The 20268-nt window shown below is 41.8% G+C and carries 13 protein-coding genes, 1 pseudogene and 1 riboswitch; of the genes and pseudogenes, 12 read left to right on the forward strand and 2 right to left on the reverse strand.

Going from position 1 to position 20268, the window contains the following annotated elements:
* Positions 1-1509: 1509 nt before the first annotated feature.
* Positions 1510-1713, forward strand: a complete 204-nt coding sequence (locus AB9N12_RS11010) for a DUF3791 domain-containing protein (RefSeq protein ID WP_369892106.1) — start codon at positions 1510-1512, stop codon at positions 1711-1713.
* A 77-nt stretch (positions 1714-1790) separates the two neighbouring features.
* Here AB9N12_RS11010 and AB9N12_RS11015 read toward each other — a convergent pair whose 3' ends face one another.
* Together AB9N12_RS11015 and AB9N12_RS11020 are read right to left on the reverse strand one after the other, a co-directional pair.
* A complete protein-coding gene (locus AB9N12_RS11015; RefSeq protein WP_369892107.1) occupies positions 1791-2390 on the reverse strand; it encodes a DNA-binding protein in 600 nt (199 codons plus the stop codon).
* 307 nt (positions 2391-2697) lie between these two features.
* The gene (locus AB9N12_RS11020; RefSeq protein WP_369892108.1) at positions 2698-3426 is read right to left on the reverse strand and encodes a GntR family transcriptional regulator; all 729 of its coding nucleotides are present in this window, start codon (positions 3424-3426) and stop codon (positions 2698-2700) included.
* A gap of 140 nt (positions 3427-3566) precedes the next feature.
* Between AB9N12_RS11020 and AB9N12_RS11025 the strand changes: the two genes are divergently transcribed.
* From AB9N12_RS11025 to AB9N12_RS11075, 11 genes and pseudogenes are all read left to right on the forward strand, one after another.
* A complete protein-coding gene (locus tag AB9N12_RS11025) occupies positions 3567-5297 on the forward strand; it encodes a class I mannose-6-phosphate isomerase (RefSeq protein ID WP_369892109.1) in 1731 nt (576 codons plus the stop codon).
* 33 nt (positions 5298-5330) lie between these two features.
* A complete protein-coding gene (locus AB9N12_RS11030; RefSeq protein ID WP_369892110.1) occupies positions 5331-6431 on the forward strand; it encodes an ROK family protein in 1101 nt (366 codons plus the stop codon).
* Positions 6432-6470: 39 nt separating this feature from the next.
* Positions 6471-9518 carry a SusC/RagA family TonB-linked outer membrane protein gene (locus AB9N12_RS11035; RefSeq protein ID WP_369892111.1) on the forward strand — a complete coding sequence of 1016 codons (3048 nt, stop codon included), beginning with the start codon at positions 6471-6473 and terminating at the stop codon, positions 9516-9518.
* 11 nt (positions 9519-9529) lie between these two features.
* The gene (locus AB9N12_RS11040; protein ID WP_369892112.1) at positions 9530-11134 is read left to right on the forward strand and encodes a RagB/SusD family nutrient uptake outer membrane protein; all 1605 of its coding nucleotides are present in this window, start codon (positions 9530-9532) and stop codon (positions 11132-11134) included.
* Positions 11135-11163: 29 nt separating this feature from the next.
* The gene (locus AB9N12_RS11045) at positions 11164-12303 is read left to right on the forward strand and encodes a SusE domain-containing protein (RefSeq protein ID WP_369892113.1); all 1140 of its coding nucleotides are present in this window, start codon (positions 11164-11166) and stop codon (positions 12301-12303) included.
* Between the two features lie 12 nt (positions 12304-12315).
* Positions 12316-13542 (forward strand): glycoside hydrolase family 76 protein, encoded by a 1227-nt coding sequence (locus AB9N12_RS11050; RefSeq protein WP_369892115.1) that lies wholly within the window; start codon positions 12316-12318, stop codon positions 13540-13542.
* 3 nt (positions 13543-13545) lie between these two features.
* The gene (locus tag AB9N12_RS11055; RefSeq protein ID WP_369892116.1) at positions 13546-14736 is read left to right on the forward strand and encodes a glycoside hydrolase family 76 protein; all 1191 of its coding nucleotides are present in this window, start codon (positions 13546-13548) and stop codon (positions 14734-14736) included.
* 4 nt (positions 14737-14740) lie between these two features.
* A complete protein-coding gene (locus AB9N12_RS11060) occupies positions 14741-17116 on the forward strand; it encodes a GH92 family glycosyl hydrolase (protein ID WP_369892117.1) in 2376 nt (791 codons plus the stop codon).
* A 78-nt stretch (positions 17117-17194) separates the two neighbouring features.
* On the forward strand, positions 17195-18364 hold the full coding sequence (locus AB9N12_RS11065) for a sugar MFS transporter (RefSeq protein WP_369892118.1): 1170 nt from the start codon (positions 17195-17197) through the stop codon (positions 18362-18364).
* Positions 18365-18447: 83 nt separating this feature from the next.
* A riboswitch (cobalamin riboswitch) is annotated at positions 18448-18659 on the forward strand.
* Between the two features lie 58 nt (positions 18660-18717).
* Positions 18718-18840 (forward strand): annotated as a pseudogene (locus AB9N12_RS11070) (YncE family protein); the annotation flags it as partial.
* 27 nt (positions 18841-18867) lie between these two features.
* Positions 18868-20172, forward strand: a complete 1305-nt coding sequence (locus AB9N12_RS11075) for a DUF5074 domain-containing protein (RefSeq protein WP_369892119.1) — start codon at positions 18868-18870, stop codon at positions 20170-20172.
* Positions 20173-20268 lie beyond the last annotated feature (96 nt).

Consider the following 20268-nt stretch of genomic DNA (forward strand, 5'->3'; position numbering starts at 1 on the left):
TAAATCGTTACTCATATTTCTCAATGCTCTGCTAAACGTTTATTCCTCAAACGGTTGTATCAAACCGTTGAAAATCTAAAATATGCCGAAAAACAATGAATGTTGCAAGAATAAACACTATATTTGTACATATAACACCAAGAAAATCGAGATAGCTATGCTACATTCAAGCCAATCAGCTCCCGTTGTTGACGGCAAAGTCGTGGAGTTTGTGATTTTTGCCATTGAGAGTGCCGCCCGGAAGTTGGGTATTTTTTTTCTGTGGCAACCATGATATTAATCTTCAGATGTACCTGAACAGTGTGATTGAATCAACGCCTTACTTCGTGGATGCTCCCCATGAAGAGTTGTTCAGGCCGCTTCCACACCGTTGGAAAGAATATTATCCCGAGACCATAATGGAGAAAGTCCGGATTTTGGCAAAGTGAAACCTTTTACAAAACACAATACTGGCTATACCCCAGACAAGTTGGAGCAGATGTTGTCATAAGTTGGAGATTCAACCTGTACTTCAGTTTAATGCTTACCATAGAGCATCAATACCAATAAATAGGTATTTTTTCTGTATGTCAGGTTAATTGCCTCTTAATAAATAACATAGTTATAGTCTAATTTCATATTTTTGCAGGTAATAAAGAATGAGTGATTTAATTACCTGATTGTAAAACTCTAAATTAGACTTATGATGAAAAAGAAATGTCTATGGAGCATTATGCTTCTATTTTGTGTTATTTTATATTCTTGTAACCAAGAAGAAATAGTAGAAAACGAACTCCCCGATTTCCATCAGCCTACCCAATCGAGAGTCGAACTCAGAACAGGCCAAATTGAAGTTGGTAATATCACACTAAGTGCTGACAGTATTATCACCCTATGTGATGATGGAAGTAATAGTTTTGTTAAAAGCACAACGAGGTCTTCAGATATATATATGTAGGGAACAAAACCGGTATAGAACTATCTCTTAAAATACAGATAGGCTCAAGATTCGCGCTTGGAAAAACTGATGCTCAAAAAAGAAAGCGTTTAGCCAAGATGCTTGCACGGGTCTCTCAATATAGAGTCATACGTGGTGTTGTAGCAGATGATAATGGTTTTGTAGAATACGTACCATTAAACGCAACTATGACTATTCCTTGCAGTATTACAGATAAAGACTTTAAAATAAATGGTCCACTAAGGAAAACTATAGATATACTATTCCATACTTTCAAAAAACCTGCAGACAAAGATTGTGTAGAAGTGAGAATAAATGGTAGATTAATCCGCGATTTACGGGAATTTACCATAATTTGCGCCCATATAGCCTCAGGAAAATTCCTTTACTACTAAAATGCAATAATAAAATCGGATGTTGTAAAGAAAGTTTGACTTATAGTTTAAATCCAAAAGCGGATGAGAAAACTCTGTCTATACTACTTTCTCAAGTATTAATGCATTCTCAACCAACGTCTCATTGACGAATGTCTTTCTTTCAAAGAATATGTAACAATAAAATAACCTGCGCTTATGATAGATGTATTAGTATGGAATAAATACACTCGTGTAGTGATGCAATTAGCGGATCGTTTGAATATTTCCCCCGAAAAAGCATTACACTTATTCTATAACAGTAAGGTATACGCATTGCTTCTTAATAAACAATATCCGCTTATAACGTTGAGTGATGCCTACATCACTGATGAAATTATCCTTGAGTTACAACAGCAATAATCCTGTTGTAACTCTTAATTCTCATCATCTTTCCGCATCGACTATTGGAATCTATCTATTCTATTTGTTCCAAGAGTTTATACCTTTGTATATACCGTCAACTTTCCAACCCCTTCTTTCCGTATCATTCCGTCAGTGACGAAGGAATTTAATTCTTCGATAGCCACTTTCTTATTTCGTCCTGTCAGATGACTATAATCTGTTCGGCTGATAAACAGGTGGTTGTCCAGGTATGTGTTGAGGCGGGTGCGACATGTCTCACGGGAGATACTGTTTTTCTTGGGGCGTGTGAGGGATTTTCCACGCTGCAATCTCATTTTGTCACCTACTTCCTTCTTGAACGGGCGACTTGCACGGAAGTTGATGTTTTTCATTCGGACGGACATCGCACGAATCTCTTTTTTATCTTTAACCGGAGGACATTGCAGCGAGGTGGAGAAGAATCCGAAATTCCCCATTTCTACATTCCAGCCGCCGGCTAGTAAATCCCGTGCTTCATTGGCAAAGGCTTCCATGGCTCCTGCCAATAGGCTTCTGCTGATGCCGGTAAACTTGTGGACGCGATCCAGAAACTCTTCTTTACCTACGGTTCCTTTGGATACAATACGGGCGTGCAGCGGTTGTCTCTCTCCGTCAGGTGACGGTGGATTTTCAAATAAGTCATATAAAGCACTCATATTCTATTATTAATGGATTAATTACTATTATTAATTCGTTCTACCAAGGTTGCTCTTTAGTTCCACCTAGGTTGTCGTTTGGTTCTACCATGGTATTTGTTTAGTTCGACCTAGGTGGAACGAATTGATATGTGCTACAAAAGTAGGTAATTTATGTAAGGGGGAGGTGCTTTAATTGATAAGGAATGATGGGTAGGATATGATTGAAAAAGAAGTTATGATATAAGAGAGGTTATTTTAAAAGGAATGATAGGAATATCAATTTCCTAAATAGCCTCTTTGTGTTGTGTATGTATGAACATACGGTTTATCTTTCTGCCTCTATTGTGTAAGTAAAGCTGTCCGCCCGGTAATATCCGATATTGTATTCAATAGGTACTCCGTTCACATCATAAACAAATCTTTTCCTTATTAATATAGGATCACTGGATTTGATCTCCAGTTTTTCTGCAATAAATTCTCCTGCGAGTCTGGCTGAAATCTCCTCCTTGCTGGTCTTTACCACTATATTATATTGAGTTTCCAACATTTCGTATAATGGGCGTGTATAATCTTCCTCCCCGGTTAATGGAATATGGGGGTTGAAGTACGAGATAAAGTAGACAAACGGGTATTCTTTTTTTCCTCTGACACGCTCCATCACTACACAGCGAGTGGCAGGGCTGGAACCTAAATCGAAGAATGTGCCGATTTCCTCGGTCGGACGTTTCAAACTGATATGTAGCTCGAAATTACGAATCTCGATACCTAACATCTTCATTTCCTGTGAGAAACTAAGCCAGTTCTTTACTCCTCCTACGATACCTTTCTTTACGACTTTCGTTCCGTAGCCTTTCTTTCGAACTAAAAGCCCCTCAAATACAAGCTTGTTGATCGCTTGTCTCAATGTGTTCCTTGAAATATGTAATTGTTCGGACAATTTAACCTCGTTGGGAAATAACTTTCCGTTTTTGTACTCTTCGGATTCTATGAGTCTTCTTAGGATCTCTTCTGCTTGAATATGAAGTGGCTTTTCACTGCTATGGTCTATTTTCATATCTCTTCGGATTGATTTATTTTCAGCAAATATAAGATTTATCAAAAAATAATCCAAGTATTGTTTGGAATAAAAATAAATTCTATATATTTGCACAATTAAAATATGTATGAACATATTGAGTCTAAAATGCTATAGATATGAGAAAAGCTAATTATGATAAATTTCCTTCTACGAAGCTGACGGGGATGCTTGTTCAGGGTTGGGATTCTATCATTTCTACGTTAAAAGAGAAGATGAATGCGAGAAAAGTGCTGGCAGTGGATTTGTATACCGGAGTATATGAAGAAGAATTGCTGGATGCTTTTTCAAAAGGGTTCTCCGGAAAAGTGATGAATGTACGTGATCTGATGAAACCGGAACAAGAGATCCAAACTTTGACGGAACGCTTCATGACAGAAGATGTGTTGTTTGGCTATGTGACCAATTTGAAGCTGGAAGATTTTTTTGATGCGGATAAATTGGCTGCTGCGCGAAAGCAAATTAGGGAGTCGGAGGATATTGTGGTAATAATAGGTACGGGGGCTGCCATGGTGGTTCCGCAGAATGCGATGGTTGTATATGCGGATATGGCACGTTGGGAAATTCAACAACGTTTACGTCGCCATGAGGTAAAGGCCTTAGGCATAGACAATCGGAAAGATGCCGTTTCCGTGCAATACAAGAGAGGGTATTTCAACGATTGGAGAGTATGTGATAGGTATAAGGAAAGCTTGTTTGACAGGATAGAATTCTGGATTGACACCCATGTGGCCGGAACACCGAAGATGATTGATAAGGATACTTTCTTTAAAGGGATAGAGGCAACGGTGAACATGCCGTTCCGGGTGGTTCCTTTCTTCGATCCGGCTCCTTGGGGCGGTCAATGGATGAAAGAGGTTTGCGACTTGGATCGTGAGCGCGGGAATTTTGGTTGGTGCTTTGACTGTGTCCCCGAAGAAAACAGCCTTTATTTTGAGGTGAACGGAGTGCGCTTCGAACTTCCTTCGGTCGATTTGGTGTTGCTGAAGAGTAAAGAGTTGCTTGGTGAGCCGGTGGAGGCACGTTTTGGAAAAGATTTCCCCATCCGTTTCGACTTTTTGGATACGATAGGTGGGGGAAATTTGAGTTTGCAAGTGCATCCTACCACTCAATTTATCCGCGATAGTTTCGGTATGTACTATACGCAGGATGAAAGTTACTACATGGTAGATGCGGAAGAAGACGCCGTAGTTTATCTGGGAGTGAAAACGGGCATTGATAAAGAAGCGATGATCGATGATTTGCGCAAGGCACAAAAAGGCGAACGGGTGTTCGATGCAGAAAAGTATGTCAATAAGATTCCGGCAAAGAAACACGATCACTTCCTGATTCCGGGCGGAACGATTCATTGCTCCGGTGCGAATAGCATGGTGCTTGAAATCAGTTCGACTCCGAACCTCTTTACTTTCAAACTATGGGACTGGCAACGTTTGGGACTGGATGGAAAGCCACGCCCGATCAATGTGGAACGTGGTAAATGCGTAATCGACTGGAACCGGGATACGGAGTATGTAAATGAGCATCTTCGCAACCGGTTTGAGGAAGTGGCTTCCGGAGATGGGTGGATGGAGGAACGTACCGGATTGCATCCGAATGAATTTATCGAAACCCGTCGTCACCGTTTCTCGTCACCGGTGTTGCATCACACAAATGATAGTGTAAATGTGTTGAATTTGCTGGAGGGAGAAGAGGCTGTTATTGAGAGTCCTACTCATGCCTTTGAACCTTTCGTGGTACATTATGCGGAAACATTTATCATTCCTGCCTGTGTGAAAGAATATACCATTGCTCCGTATGGTAAGTCGGCAGGAAAAGAATGTGTAACGATCAAAGCCTACGTACGCTTTTAATAATGAAATAAATCATCTAATATCTTGAAATCTATGTACGAACATGATGAACGAATCGTAATGACGCTCGATGCGGGAGGTACTAATTTTGTGTTTTCAGCCATACAAGGCTGTCGCGAAATAGTGGAACCTATTTGCCTTTCGGCGGCTTCCGACGATTTGGAACGTTGCCTGTCTGTTCTTGTAGAAGGCTTTCTGGAAGTTGAGAAAAGATTACCTAAACTTCCGGTAGCTATCAGTTTTGCTTTCCCCGGGCCTGCTGACTATGAGCATGGAATTATTGGCGACTTGCCTAACTTTCCGGCTTTCAGGGGAGGGGTGGCACTCGGACCTTATTTGAAAGAGCAATTTGGTATTCCGGTTTTTATTAATAATGACGGTAATTTGTTCGCTTATGGTGAAGCTTTGGCGGGCATTTTACCCGAAGTAAATAAGCGTCTGAAAGAAGCAGGCAGCAGTAAGAGATATAAAAATCTGCTTGGAATAACACTGGGTACGGGATTTGGTGCCGGAGTAGTGATTGACAACCGGTTACTGACCGGAGATAACGGCTGCGGCGGTGATGTCTGGATTATGCGAAATAAGAAATATCCCGAAATGATTGCGGAAGAAAGTGTCAGCATCAGGGCTGTCAGGCGAGTATATCAAGAACTGACTGGAAAGGATGTTTCCTCTTTAACTCCCAAAGATATTTTTGATATTGCCGAAGGAACGGCAAAGGGAGACCGGCAGGCGGCTGTCCGGAGTTTTAACGAACTGGGAGAGATGGCGGGTGATGCCATTATCCGTGCATTGAATATTGTCGATGGCTTGGTAGTGATTGGCGGAGGAGTGGCCGGAGCGGCTAAATACATACTTCCGGGAATCATGAATGAGATGAACCGGCAGATTGGCACATTTGCTGGAGCCTCTTTCCCTTGTTTGCAGATGGAGGTATTCAATCTGTCTGAAAAAGAGGAATTTGACAAATTCTTGGAGGAAAAAGACAAAATGGTGAAAATTCCATTTTCGGAGCGACAGGTACCTTATGCCTGTCACAAGAAAATAGGTATTGCTGTTTCTTCGTTGGGAGCAAGCAGGGCTGTTGCTTTAGGGGCTTATTCCTTTGCTTTGTCCCAACTGAATATCTTATAATGTATGATAACTCTTCTATTAATTCAAATATAAAATGTTATGAAACAATCTAATCTATTGAATGCGCAATTTGCCCGCCGGCTTTTCAGAACGGCATTTTCGAGTGGGCAATTATTGGCTGTTATGTTGATTGTTTATATGAATGTGGCTATTGGTTCCAAACTGTATGCACAGTCTAATACAATCGCAGTGAAAGGTAAGGTAATGGCAGACGGGGAACCCGTGATTGGGGCTACCGTGCTGGTAAAAGGTGTATCTACGGGTACGGCTACGGATATGGATGGAAATTTTTCACTGAATGTTGCTTCGAAAGCGGTATTGGTAGTTTCTTCTATAGGATATGAAACACAGGAAGTTCCGGTGAACGGTCGCCAGTTTATCAATGTGGTGCTGAAGTCGGATGTGGTTACTTTGAAAGATGTGGTAGTGGTAGGCTACGGTGTGCAAAAGAAAGTGAACCTGACAGGAGCTGTATCTTCTCTTTCTGTGGATGAACTGGAGGGTAAACCTATTTCCAACGTATTGGAAGCGATGCAGGGAACGACTCCCGGTTTGGTTATCCAGCAGGGAAGTTCTACTCCGGGTAGTGTACCTGCTATTAATATCCGTGGTCTGAATACAATGAACAACAATGATCCGTTGGTGATTATTGACGGAATTGAAGGATCGCTGGCCAATCTGAATCCGGCTGATATCGAGCAGATCTCTATTTTGAAAGACGCTTCTTCTACCGCTATTTATGGTTCACGTGCTTCCAATGGTGTGGTACTTGTAACTACCAAGAAAGGAAAAGCCGGTAAGGTAGAAATCTCTTATGATTTTATGTATGGTGTTCAGCAACCTACTTCATTACCTAAGATAGCAGACTCGTGGGTATACGCTGAATTGTATAATGAAGCGGCTGTCAATTCGGGAAGAGCTGCCAAATTCACTCCGGAACAGATTGCACAATATAGAGATGGCGGTCCGAATGTAAACTGGGTGAAAGAACTTTATAACCGTAATTCTCCTCAAAGTTCACACAATGTTTCGATGACGGGAGGTAACGACCAATTGTCTTATATGGCTTCTCTGGGTTATCTGGATCAGAATAGTATGTTCAAGGGACCTGATTATGGTTATAAGCGATACAATGCACGTCTGAATGTAAGCCATAAGGTGACGAATAATTTTACATTGAATCTGACTTCTCAATTTGCCCGTAATGACATTAAAGAACATGCTTATTGGACGGAATGGATTATTGAGCAGGCAAACCGTATGCCGCCGATTTACCCAATCAAGAATGAGGATGGCAGTTATAACTATCCTTCCGGAAGTAACTCAAACGGCTTGCAGCGTTTGGAAGAAGGTGGTTATCGTCAGAATGTGAATGACGAATTGTTGGGAACGATACAAGCTGAATGGGAAGTATATAAAGGATTGAAACTGATCGGAAGTGCCGGTGGACGCGTGTGGAATAATAATATGCATGAAAACCGGAATGCTTTTGAAGGTACGGGAGATTCGGAAAATAAGCTGACCGAGCAGTTTTACCGTTCCAAGAATATCACTACCAATTTTATGGTGACCTATAATACGAAAATTGGAAAACATGCTATCGGCGGACTATTAGGATATGCTTATGAGGGGTTCTCTGAAAAACAATTCTCTACCAGTCGTTTAACGGAGGATTCTAAGTACGATATTTTTGTAGGTGACTTGAGCGGTGATAAGGTCAGCAATACCGGTTCGGCAAGTGATTGGGCTATCTATTCCGGTTTTGCAAGAGCTACTTACAACTATGATGAGAAATATTTGCTGGAATTTAATATCCGTAATGACTATTCTTCTTATTTCGCAAAAGGAAACCGTTCGGGAATCTTCCCGTCTTTCTCGGCAGGATGGCGTATTTCGGAAGAAAAATTCTGGTCTGTGTTGAAGCCGTATGTTCCTTCTCTGAAAATCCGAGGTTCTTGGGGATTGGTCGGTAATAACCGCATTGGTGCTTACCAATATATGCAGACGGTGTCTGTGACTAATGGCATCAGTTTCGGAGATAAACTGGCGCAGACTGCTACATTCGCTTCTACAAATCCCGATCTGAAATGGGAAACCACCCGCATGGCTAATATCGGCTTTGAACTGGGATTATTGAATAATGATTTGAATATTACTTTTGACTGCTTCAATAACCGTACAAAAGATATTTTGGTGAGTTTACCGGTTCCCGGATTGTTTGGTAATGGTGCCCCGATTCAGAACGCTGGTAAGGTGGAGACGAGAGGATGGGAATTGGCAGTGAGTTATCGTTTGAAGACCGGTCCGGTAGTGCATAACTTCACCGGAAATATTTCGGATAGTTTTAATGAAGTAATAGATACACGCGGTACCGAGATGATCGGTGGCTGGGATGTACAGACAATTATTAAGGAAGGTTATCCCTTGTTCTCTTACTATGCATACCGTTCGGACGGATTTTTCCAAAATGAGGAAGAGTGTCAGAAAGGACCGCACTTGGAAGGTATTACCCCCAAACCGGGTGATATCCGTTATCTGGATAAAAATGGCGATGGTGTGATTAAACCGGACGATGACCGTTTCATTGTCGGTAATGACTTCCCAAGATACACTTTCGGCTTCACCTATGGTTTGGAATATAAAGGTTTTGATTTCTCGATGATGTGGCAAGGAGTAGGAAAACGCGATAAGTGGATGCGTGGCGAATCTGTGGAGGCTTTCCATAATAACAATGAAGGTCCTGTAATGGATTTCCATCAAGACCGTTGGACTCCGAATAATCCGAATGCCACTTATCCTCGTCTGACAATGGGGGCGGAATCCGCTAATAATGCAGCGAAATCTGATTTTTGGATTCAGGATGCTAAATACCTGCGTTTGAAAAATGTGCAAATCGGATATACTTTCCCGCAGCAATGGATGAAAAAACTTTATGTCAAGAATCTGAGATTTTTTGCCAGCGTGCAGAATCCGTTGACTTTCACAAAGATGAAAGGCGGATGGGACCCGGAATATACCGGAGAGGGTAGTGGGCGTGCTTATCCTGTGGCAAGAGTATATTCATTTGGACTTAATGTTAAATTTTAAACTGTACCGTGATGAAAACAACTATAAAGAATTTGATTTTATCGGCTGTCTTGGTAGTGGGCGGTGCTTCTTGCATTGACTTGGATACGGCACCGTATGACAGAGAAACGGACTTGACTTATTGGGAAGAGGACCCTGAAGCAGCTGTCAAGGCGTTGAATACTTGCTATACCTATTTGGGAAATATGGACGAACAGCTTTACAGTGAAGCGATGACGGATAATGCTTATACCAAGCAGCCCAATGATTTTACACAAAACATTGGTAATGGTTCCTATTCTACAGCGGATGCTTATGTGAAAAAGGTGTGGGACGGACGCTATACGGGTATCCGTATGTGCAACCAGTTGCTCGAAAATATTGACCGGGTTCCTGATTTAGATCCGGAATTGAAGAAGCGTTATATAGGGGAGGCAAAAGTGCTTCGTGCTTATAATTATTATGAGTTGTATACGAAATTCGGAAATATTCCTTATACTACAAAGGTGCTTTCTATCAAGGAAAGTATGTCTATTGCACGTACAGCCAAAGCCACTGTAATAACGAATGTACTGGCTGATCTGGATGAAGTGATTGACGGTAACTATCTGCCGGCTTCTTATGACGCGGATAATAAAGGCAGGATTACCCATTGGGCGGCAATGGCAATCAAAGCTAAAATTTATTTGTTTGAGGGTAACTGGACGCAAGTGAGAAACATCACGTCTACCATTATGACGGAGGGAGGATTTACGCTCTTTGGAAGTTATGCAGGACTGTTTGAAATTGCTAATGAATATAATTCAGAAATAATTTTGGATGCACAGTATCGTCCGACTAGTCGTGAACATCAGATGATGTATGCTTTCCTGCCACCTTCATTGGGAGGGTATTCCCAACTATCTCCTTTACAGGAACTGGTAGACAGTTATATCATGTCGGATGGAAAAACAATCCAAGAAGCAGGAACATCGTTTGATGAAAGTGATCCGTATGCCGATCGTGACCCACGTTTGAAGGCAACGGTGATGTATACCGGAAACTCATATACGTTGGCTGACGGAACAGAAGTTATTGTCAACTGTGAGAAAGGTGAAGGCAGGGACGGTTATGGGGTAAGCTCAGACTGTTCGGCTACCGGTTACTATATCAAGAAATATTGGGATAACACTTATCGCGCCACTCTTTATTCAGGCTTGAACCCGATTTTGATTCGTTATGCTGATATTTTATTGATGAATGCGGAAGCATTGGCTGAATTAGGTGAACTGGATAAGACGGCTTGGGATGCGACTATTAAACCGATTCGTGATAGAGCCGGATTTACCCTTCCTTCAGCACTGGAATTTCCGGCAGGAACTTCTAAGGATAAACTGATTGAGATTGTACGGAACGAACGTCGTTCGGAATTGGCATTGGAAGGACATCGTCATAAAGATATTATCCGTTGGAGAATCGCGGACAGTGTATTGAATGGATGGTGTCACGGAATAAAGACAAATGATGTGGTAGGTACGGATGAGGGATACGCTCGGGTTGAAGACAGAACCTTTAATGCAAGTAAGCATTATTTGTGGCCTATACCACAGGCTGAACGTGACTTGAATGGTAATTTGGAGCAGAATCCGAATTGGTAATTGGTTAAACGACTCAAAAAGGAATAATTATGAAAAAGATAATATGGATATGTTCAGTACTTCTGGCAATGGTATCATGTCAGGAAGATTATGAATTGAACACGGATTTTGCAGTCCCCACGGAATTAAGTTCCCCTGCTTCTATCCGGTTGAATGTGTCATCCGCAACACCTGTTGTGTTGTCGTGGTCAGGAGGTGGTGCGGCAGATGGCGGAATCGTATTGTACGAGGTGTTGTTTGACAAAGCAGACGGTGATTTCTCAAAGCCACTGGCTACGGTGAAAAGTGATTTGGGAGCTGCGACCAGTTTATCAATCACTCATGCTGCTATTAATGCGATTGCCAGAAATGCCGGCATTTACCCTTTGGAAACCGGAGATATAAAATGGACGGTAAATGCTTCGAAAGGTGGAGTGGTGAAGAGAACTGACAAAGTGGCTACCATCACAGTAACCCGTGGAGAGGGTATTGATAATATTCCGACGGAATTGTATCTATATGGTTCGGCTACCGAAAACAACGGACAGGGTGGAATTCCATTCCGTTGTGTAGAAGAGGGCGTTTTCCAGGTCTATACAAAATTGTCTGCGGGAAATATAACATTTAAGTCCGCTACTACCGGTGAAGCGTTCAGCTATTATATGGATGATAGTTCGAAGTTAAGAGAAGGGGATGGAGAAACGGCTGTAACAGCTTCCGAAGAAGTAACTCGCTTGACTGTGAACTTTAATACAATGGCAATGACGACAGAAAAGATAGGTTCTTCAGTTCGTTGTATTTGGGGAGCAACATTTGGGGATATAGCTGTACTAGAGTATGCCGGTAATGGCAAGTTTGTGGGAGAAGGTGATATTATATTTGTAGACCCCGGTCGTCCAAACACAAATCCTCCTTCTTGGCTCGGTTGGATAGAAGAACGCTATTATTTCATTGCAATGGTGAATGGAGCTGAAACTTGTTGGGGGAGAGGTGATAGCGTGAGTGCCGAACGTCCGGTGGGTGGAGAGCCGGCTTCCTTCTATGCTTTGTATGAGTTTCAGTGGTCTCAATGGGATCATCTCTGGAAGATGAAAGGTAGCCTGGATTATACGCATGCGACTATCACTATCGATACAAATGCGGACGGGCTGATGATGCATACATTTACTAATGTGACTCCGATTAATTAATAGAACGAACTTATGAAAAATATAAAGACTATTTTAGCTATTCTTCCGGCACTGTTATTCTCCTGTGCCGGAGATGACGTAGAGAAATATATTCCGCCTACACCGATTGTTCCGTCAGACCCCGGAGAGGAAGTCGTTTATCATAAACGCGCTAAAGAGCAGTTTGATTTGATTAATCTGTATTATCGGGTTAATAGCGGGGCAACGGAAGGATTGTATAATGAAAATTATCCCAAGAAAGAGGGTGATAACGCTGCTTCTTTCTTATGGCCGTATGATGGTCTGGTTTCCGGTGCGGCTGCTTTGCACGCCTTAGGATATGACGTGAATTATGCAGCTATGGTTAATCGCTTTGAAGTTTATTATCGTACTTCCGGTGGAGCTGCGGGTGGTTATGGTTCTCAAACCAATGGTACTACCGGTAGTGGAACGCGTTTTTATGATGATAACTCTATTGTGGGGATTGAACTGGTAGAGGCCTTTAATTTATTAAATAATCAGGATTATTTAACGAAGGCTAAAAGAGTCGTTGGCTTCTTGAAAGCAGGTGAAGATGATATGTTTGGAGGAGGTCTTTGGTGGAATGAGGACCAGAAAGGTCAACAGGGAGTTGGGGATTCGAATAAACCGACATGCGCTAATGGATATGCAACATTGTTTTTGCTTGAATATTATTCTGTATGTCCTCAAGAGGAAAAAGCGGATGTTTTAGCTTTGGCAAAACGCTTATATGCTTGGACATTGGCTAATTTGCGTGATCCGGAGGATGGTTGTTACTGGAATGATAAACAAGCAGACGGATCTATTAATAAAACAAAATGGACGTACAATACCGGTGTGATGATTTCTAATGGAGTTCGTTTATATAAGATAACCGGTGAGCAGACTTATCTGGATAGTGCCATTGCTTCTTCGGATGGTGCATATAATTATTTTGTACGTCCGCTTAACGGACTGGCTTTGGCCTATCCCGATCATGACCCTTGGTTTACAACCAAATTAGTCCGTGCATTTATCGATATTGAACCCTATTATAAAAATGCGGGTAATTATATCAAAACATTCATCAATTTCCTGGATTATGCATGCGAGAATGCTCGTTTGTCAAGTGGATTATTTTACGAAGATTGGACCGGAACAAACCCGAAACGGGCTGAACAATTGTTGATACAGGATGCCGCGCTCGAATCTCTGGGAATGATAGCTTTATATAAAGGAGAAACTGTGACGGAAGAATAGGGTATGCGTAATGCATTGAGAAATATAGTTTTTTTTGTATCAGCGGTATCCATGCTTTTCTCTTGTGGAGGAGAACCCGAAGCGACTCCAAACAAAGATAAGGCGGAGGAGATGTTTCAGCGTGTCTGGGAACTCTATCGGGTTCCCAAATACGGTCTCTTCTCTGAATATTATCCTGGTAGCCATCGTCCTGATTTGACTTATTTTAATGACTCTGCCCGACAGGCTCAAGAGGTTTCTTACCTGTGGCCTATGAGTGGTGTCTTTTCTTCAGCAGTATGGATGGCTGCCATCGAACCGGAGAAATATAGGGTTTATGTCGATTCAATGGTGATGGCGATGGAACATTATTATGATACGGCACGCGTTCCTTTCGGTTATCAGGCTTACCCTGTCCAATTTGGTAAGGTAGACCGCTATTATGATGATAATGGCCTGGTAGGCATTGATTATGTTGATTCTTATCAGGTAACTGGAAATCTTCATTATCTGGAAAAAGCGAAACAAGTCTTGACCTTTATTCTAAGTGGGTGGAATGAGAACTTTGAAGGGGCTGTTTCCTGGCTCGAAGGTGTGAAGGATCAGAAGCCGGCTTGCTCTAATGGAAAAGCGATGGTATTGGCTTTAAAACTGTATGAAGCAACTAAAGATGATTACTATCTGGAGGTGGGAAAGAAATTCTATCATTGGATTGATAAATATCTGAAAGATCCGGAAAGAGGAGTCGTTTGGAACTCATGGTTAACAACTACTTCGGCAGTATGTCCGGATTTGTATACTTACAACACAGGAACTTTGCTACAAGCAGCTGTCGCTTTATATAACTATACCGGTGAACGGGCGTATTTGGATAATGCTAAATTTCTGGCGGAAGGAAGTTATAAAGTGTTCTTTAAATACACGAAAGACGGTATCCCTTATATAGCCGATTTGCCTTGGTTTAATTTGGTTCTGTTCAGAGGATATCACGATCTGTACAATGTCACGGGAGATTCGAGATATGTGGATATCATGATAAAAGGATTGGATTACGCTTGGGATCATGCACGTGATCAGGCGGGATTGATGTATCATGACTGGACAGGGCGGACTGATGAAAAACGGCAACCGAAATGGCTGTTGGATGCTTCGTGTGTGCCGGAGTATTATGCACGTGTGGCGGTGATTAAAGGAGAAGTTAAAAACAAAAAATAAAGAAATGATGAAATTGAGATGGATAGGTAGCTTGTTGATTTTGGTTGGTATCGTAGGGTGCGAAACACCTGATCGTCCCAATCCGGTAGAGTATGTGAATCCGAATATCGGTACGGTTCATAGTCGGTGGTTTTTCTATACTCCGGCTGCCGAGCCTTTTGGTTTGGCAAAGCTGGGTGCATCTACGAACGGTACGTACGGAAATAATCAAGGATGGGAGGCTGTAGGTTATGAGGACGGGCACACTTCTATTGATGGTTTTCCATGTCTGCATGAGTTTCAGATAGGTGGCATCGCATTAATGCCTGTAACGGGAAAAGTAAAAACAAATCCGGGAAAACTGGAAGACCCCGATAAAGGTTTTCGTTCCCGATTTGATAAAAGGGATGAAGTGGCACGTCCGGGATATTATTCTGTGTTATTGAAGGATTATCAGGTAAAGGCCGAACTTACAGCGACAGCTCGTGTCGGATTCCAGCGTTATACATTCCCGGAATCGGAGAGTGCTCATCTGTTGTTTAATATAGGCAATCGTCAGGGAGAAAGTGGAGCTGTGCGTGATGCATACATTAAGCAGATAGATGGAAAAACGATTGAAGGTTATGTAATTACAGAGCCGGAATATGTGAAGAAGTATCAGGCGGGTGCTTCCGTTGCCATGTATTTTTATGCCAAATTGGATCGCGAACCGGAATCTGTCGATGTTTTCTATCAGGATAGCGCTTTGACGGCTCGTAATGAGATAAAAGGACCGGGTGCTATCATGTGTCTGAATTATAAGACAAAGAAAGACGAGATCGTCAATGTGAAAATAGGTTTATCGTATACTTCCATAGCGAATGCGAAAGTGAATCTGGAGTCAGAGGCAAAAGAGTTGACTTTTGATGAGGCTATGAAGGCAACTACGGATAAATGGAATAAGGCTTTGAGCCGGATCTTGGTTTCCGGAGGTACGGAAGATAGCAAAATCAAATTTTATACAGGGTTGTATCATGCCTTGTTGGGTAGGGGACTTGCCAGCGACGTTAACGGAGCTTATCCTAAAAATGACGGTACCATCGGTCAGATACCTTTGACAAAGGATGGTAAACCGGAATATAGTCATTATAATACAGATGCGGTTTGGGGAGCTTATTGGAATCTGACTTTTCTTTGGGCATTAGCATATCCGGAGTATTATAACGACTTTGTAAACAGTCTGTTGCTGGTGTATAAAGATGCCGGTTGGCTGGGTGATGGTATTGCCACCGGTAAGTATGTCTCCGGGGTGGGAACCAACATGGTGAGTATCACTCTGGCGGGCGCTTATAACAGTGGAATTCGCAATTTTGATGTGGAAACAGCTTATCAGGCAGCATTGAAGAATGAACTGGGCTGGGAAGGACGTATTGAAGGTGCGGGTAAAATGGATGTGAAACAGTTTGTGGAAAAAGGTTATGTGCCTTATGAGAATAGTATTTATTTCGGTACGCATCCGGAAGGTTCGAGCTTTTCCGCATCTCATACATTGGAATATAGTTTCAGTGCTTATGCGGTGGCTCAATGGGCAAAAGCCTTGGGACGTAAGGAAGATTATAAACGCTTGATGGAATTTTCTGCCGGTTGGGAGAAGCTATTCGATGATTCGTTGAAGATGATTCGTCCGAGAGTACCTAATGGTGAATTTATTGATGATTTTAATCCATTGGAGTCATGGAGAGGGTTTCAGGAAGGGAATGCGATGCAATATACTTTCTTTGTGCCGCAGAATCCGGCTCGTTTGATTGAGAAGGTAGGGAAGGATGAATTTAACAACCGATTGGATTCTATCTTTACGGAAGCTCGTAAGTCTATCTTTGGTGGTGGAAAGGTGGTAAACGCTTTTTCAGGCTTGCAGAGTCCTTATAATCATGGAAACCAGCCCAGTCTTCATATTTCCTGGTTGTTCAATTTCTCCGGTAAACCTTATTTGGCACAGAAATGGACGCGTTTGATTTGTGATGAGTTTTATGGGACAAACGGAGAACATGGCTACGGTTACGGTCAGGATGAAGATCAGGGACAGTTGGGAGCCTGGTATGTGATGGCGGCAATGGGGCTGTTCGATGTACAAGGAGGTTCTTGCGAACGACCGACCTTCCAGATTGGAAGTCCGTTGTTTGATAGGATTGAAATCAAACTCAGTCCGATGAATGCGACGGGGAAAACGTTTGTGATTGAAACGACCGGTAATACATCGGATGCCTGTTATGTACAGTCCGCTACGTTGAATGGTAAACCCTTGGAACAATGTTGGATGTTCCGGGATGAACTCTATAAAGGTGGAACATTGAAACTCAGCATGGGAAATCAACCGAATGAGCGATGGGGAGTGGAGAACCCGCCTCATTGTTCTGAATAAACAGCTTATTTTCCTCGGTGGCGATGTCGTTTGACACCGCACCGGGGATTCTACATTTTATCATATAGTGAGTTAAATATGAAAACACAAAACTCTATTTATGCGGCCCTTCCTGTTCTATTCGGATTCTTTGTAATGGGCTTCTGCGATATAGTCGGTATTTCGTCCGATTATGTTCAACGTACTTTCGACTGGTCTCCCGTGATGACGGGATTTGTTCCTTCGTTAGTCTTTATCTGGTTCCTGTTTTTGGGTATTCCTATTGGAAATCAAATGAACAAATGGGGGCGTAAAAATACAGTCCTGCTTAGTATGGGAATAACGGTAGTGGGCATGTTACTGCCATTGATCATTTATAACAGCGCAACTTGCATGATGGCTTATGCTCTTTTGGGAATTGGCAATGCCATTTTGCAGGTTTCACTGAATCCGTTATTGAGTAATGTGGTAACCAGTCAACGTTTACTGACAAGTAGTTTGACGGCAGGGCAAGTAATCAAAGCTGTATCTTCTCTCGTCGGTCCGGAGATTGTGTTATTGGCCGTGGCTCACTTTGGAGATGACAAATGGTATTATTGCTTTCCGATATTAGGCTTTATCACGTTATTATCTGCAATTTGGCTGATAGCTACTCCTGTAAAACGGGAAGATTACAGTGCTGCAATCCAGCAGCTTTCTATCAGTGATACTTTTTCTTTGTTGAAGGATAGAACGATTCTATTGTTGTTTTTGGGTATCTTTTTTATTGTGGGAGTGGATGTTGCTACCAATTTTATCAGTTCCAAACTGATGGCGGAACGGTTTGAATGGACGACGGAACAAGTGAAGTTTGCTCCACAAGTTTATTTTCTAAGTCGTACGGTAGGTGCTTTATTGGGTACTTTCTTGTTAGCCCGTATCGCTGAAATAAGATATTTTCGTGTGAATATTGTTGCCTGTATTTTCTCTTTGCTTATTCTAGCCTTTGTGCAAAACGATATGGTAAATCTGATTTGTATCGGTGCTGTCGGTTTCTTTGCGTCATCAGTATTTTCTATCATTTATTCGATGGCTTTACAGGCAAGGCCGGAAAAAGCAAATCAGATTTCCGGGTTGATGATTACTGCTGTTGCCGGTGGTGGAGTGGTTACTCCGGTAATTGGGTTGGCGATTGGAACAGTAGGTGTGATCGGAGGTGTTTTTGCCACTTTAGCTTGTGTGTGTTATTTGACTTATTGCGCTTTTGGAGTGAAAACAGTAAAGGCATAGTAACGCTATGGTTGAGATTGGAGATTTCACTTTTACACAGATTTTAATTAGAATTTTCTTCTGATTTGTTTCTATTATTGTATCTTTGCCACAGAAATTTTGGTGTCATTCGTCCGATGCTACGGAAGAATGGTGAAAAGGGAATCAGGTGTAAGTCCTGAACAGACCCGCTGCTGTAAGCTCCGCCCAAAGTTTTCCTACAATACTCAAATCCACTGTCTCGTTTTGGGGAGATGGGAAGGGCGTTAGGAAAATGGAGTAAGTCAGAAGACCTGCCAAAGTTGAATTCTTGAAACTTTCTGGGATTAGAGTTTGAAGAGTACGGTTTTTAAATCGAAATATATCTTTAATTGTTGAGGAGTACCCGTGAAGTGGTAGTCGGCTATCAACCGGAAGAGATGGTGATAAAGGATGGAAAACTTTATGTTGCCAATTGGGGCGGATATTGTTTCCCGGATTGGGACCGGATTGTATCCAATAAATAATTGATAATAGAAGTAAAAATGAAAAAGTTTTTAGTATTGGCAACTGTTGCCTTGGGAGTTGCTTTTGCAGCGTGTGATGAGGAGGAAAATTTGAGTCCGTCTGTGTCGATTGGAAATGAGTCGGGAAGTAATGTGATAGTGCAATTAGATACATTGTATCTGGATGCCCGGACTGAAAACCTGTCCGGGACGATGAAGTATGTATGGACGGTAGATGGAAAAGACGTTTCAACTGCTTCCACATATAAGTTCTCACGGCCTAAGACTGGAGAATATGCGATAGGATTGACTGTGTCGGACAGCAATGGGGAAACTTTTCAAACGAATATAACTGCCAAGGTAGAAGGTCGGTTTGGCAAAGGAACTTTTATTTTGAATGAGGGAAATATGGGTAATGAAACCGGAACTTTGACCTTTGTGGATCCAAAGGGTACGGTGATAGATAGTGCATACTATCGGGTAAATCAAACTTTGCTTGGTAATGTCTGCCAGGATTTGTTCATTTGTGATAGTAAAATTTATGTACTTTCTCAAAATGGAGCAAAGAATGGGGGTGAGGGATTACTGACTATTGCTAATGCGGATAATTTAGAGAAAGAAAGAGTTTATGATAATGCTACTTTGTCCTGGCCTACTAATTTAGCGGTAGTAAAAGAGGCTCTGTATATTCGTGATAAAAAGGGAGTCTATATGTTAAACACTTCTACAGGTGCTTTGACTTTAGTTGAAGGTACGGGTGGAGCCTTGAAACAACGTATGGCCGTGGTTGGAGAAAAAGTTTTTGTGATGGGTAACAAGAAACTTTTTGTCATTCAGAACGGAGTTGTTGTACATACTATTCCTTTTGAAGGTGCTTTATCCGGTGTGGCTAAGACGTATGATAAGAACTTATGGGTATCATGTACGAATCCGGCAAGTATTATAAAAGTCAATCCCTCTGACTATACGATCATTGACTCTCATGCTTTAGATGTCAGTATTGGTGCCGGTTGGGGTGTTGCTCCGGCTTTCTCAGCGAAAGATGATGCTATTTACTTCAGTAATGGCGGTTTTAATCTATATCGACATCTCTTTTCACAAAATAAGACGGAAAAAGTTGCCAATATCAAAGATTACGTAGAAGATGCCGGAGTGTATTATAACAGTTTAGGTGTCGATCCGGTGAGTGGAGAGATTTATTTTGCAACTCTAAAGGGATATTCAGAGTATAAGGCAAATGATATTGCTATTTTTGATTTCACTAAAACACCGGTTTTACAGGCTGACATTAAAAATAAGAACAGTTTTCCGGCAGGAGTTTTCTTTACGGAGAATTTTAAGTGATGGATTTAACCCTATAATCTATCATTTTTATTGATAAAGACTTTCTCATTCAATCAACAAATATCCTTTTTTTAGAAGAGTATATTTTCTGATTGA

Source organism: Bacteroides sp. AN502(2024), from assembly GCF_041227145.1.
GTDB lineage: Bacteria > Bacteroidota > Bacteroidia > Bacteroidales > Bacteroidaceae > Bacteroides.

What these genes read in the sequence shown, in the direction of transcription:
- AB9N12_RS11030 (WP_369892110.1), top strand. Translation starts at nt 5,331, where the DNA reads ATGTACGAACATGATGAACGAATCGTAATGACGCTCGATGCGGGAGGT.
- AB9N12_RS11050 (WP_369892115.1), top strand. Translation starts at nt 12,316, where the DNA reads ATGAAAAATATAAAGACTATTTTAGCTATTCTTCCGGCACTGTTATTC.
- AB9N12_RS11065 (WP_369892118.1), top strand. Translation starts at nt 17,195, where the DNA reads ATGAAAACACAAAACTCTATTTATGCGGCCCTTCCTGTTCTATTCGGA.
- AB9N12_RS11015 (WP_369892107.1), bottom strand. Translation starts at nt 2,390, where the DNA reads ATGAGTGCTTTATATGACTTATTTGAAAATCCACCGTCACCTGACGGA.
- AB9N12_RS11035 (WP_369892111.1), top strand. Translation starts at nt 6,471, where the DNA reads ATGAAACAATCTAATCTATTGAATGCGCAATTTGCCCGCCGGCTTTTC.
- AB9N12_RS11040 (WP_369892112.1), top strand. Translation starts at nt 9,530, where the DNA reads ATGAAAACAACTATAAAGAATTTGATTTTATCGGCTGTCTTGGTAGTG.
- AB9N12_RS11060 (WP_369892117.1), top strand. Translation starts at nt 14,741, where the DNA reads ATGATGAAATTGAGATGGATAGGTAGCTTGTTGATTTTGGTTGGTATC.
- AB9N12_RS11045 (WP_369892113.1), top strand. Translation starts at nt 11,164, where the DNA reads ATGAAAAAGATAATATGGATATGTTCAGTACTTCTGGCAATGGTATCA.
- AB9N12_RS11055 (WP_369892116.1), top strand. Translation starts at nt 13,546, where the DNA reads ATGCGTAATGCATTGAGAAATATAGTTTTTTTTGTATCAGCGGTATCC.
- AB9N12_RS11020 (WP_369892108.1), bottom strand. Translation starts at nt 3,426, where the DNA reads ATGAAAATAGACCATAGCAGTGAAAAGCCACTTCATATTCAAGCAGAA.
- AB9N12_RS11010 (WP_369892106.1), top strand. Translation starts at nt 1,510, where the DNA reads ATGATAGATGTATTAGTATGGAATAAATACACTCGTGTAGTGATGCAA.
- AB9N12_RS11075 (WP_369892119.1), top strand. Translation starts at nt 18,868, where the DNA reads ATGAAAAAGTTTTTAGTATTGGCAACTGTTGCCTTGGGAGTTGCTTTT.
- AB9N12_RS11025 (WP_369892109.1), top strand. Translation starts at nt 3,567, where the DNA reads ATGAGAAAAGCTAATTATGATAAATTTCCTTCTACGAAGCTGACGGGG.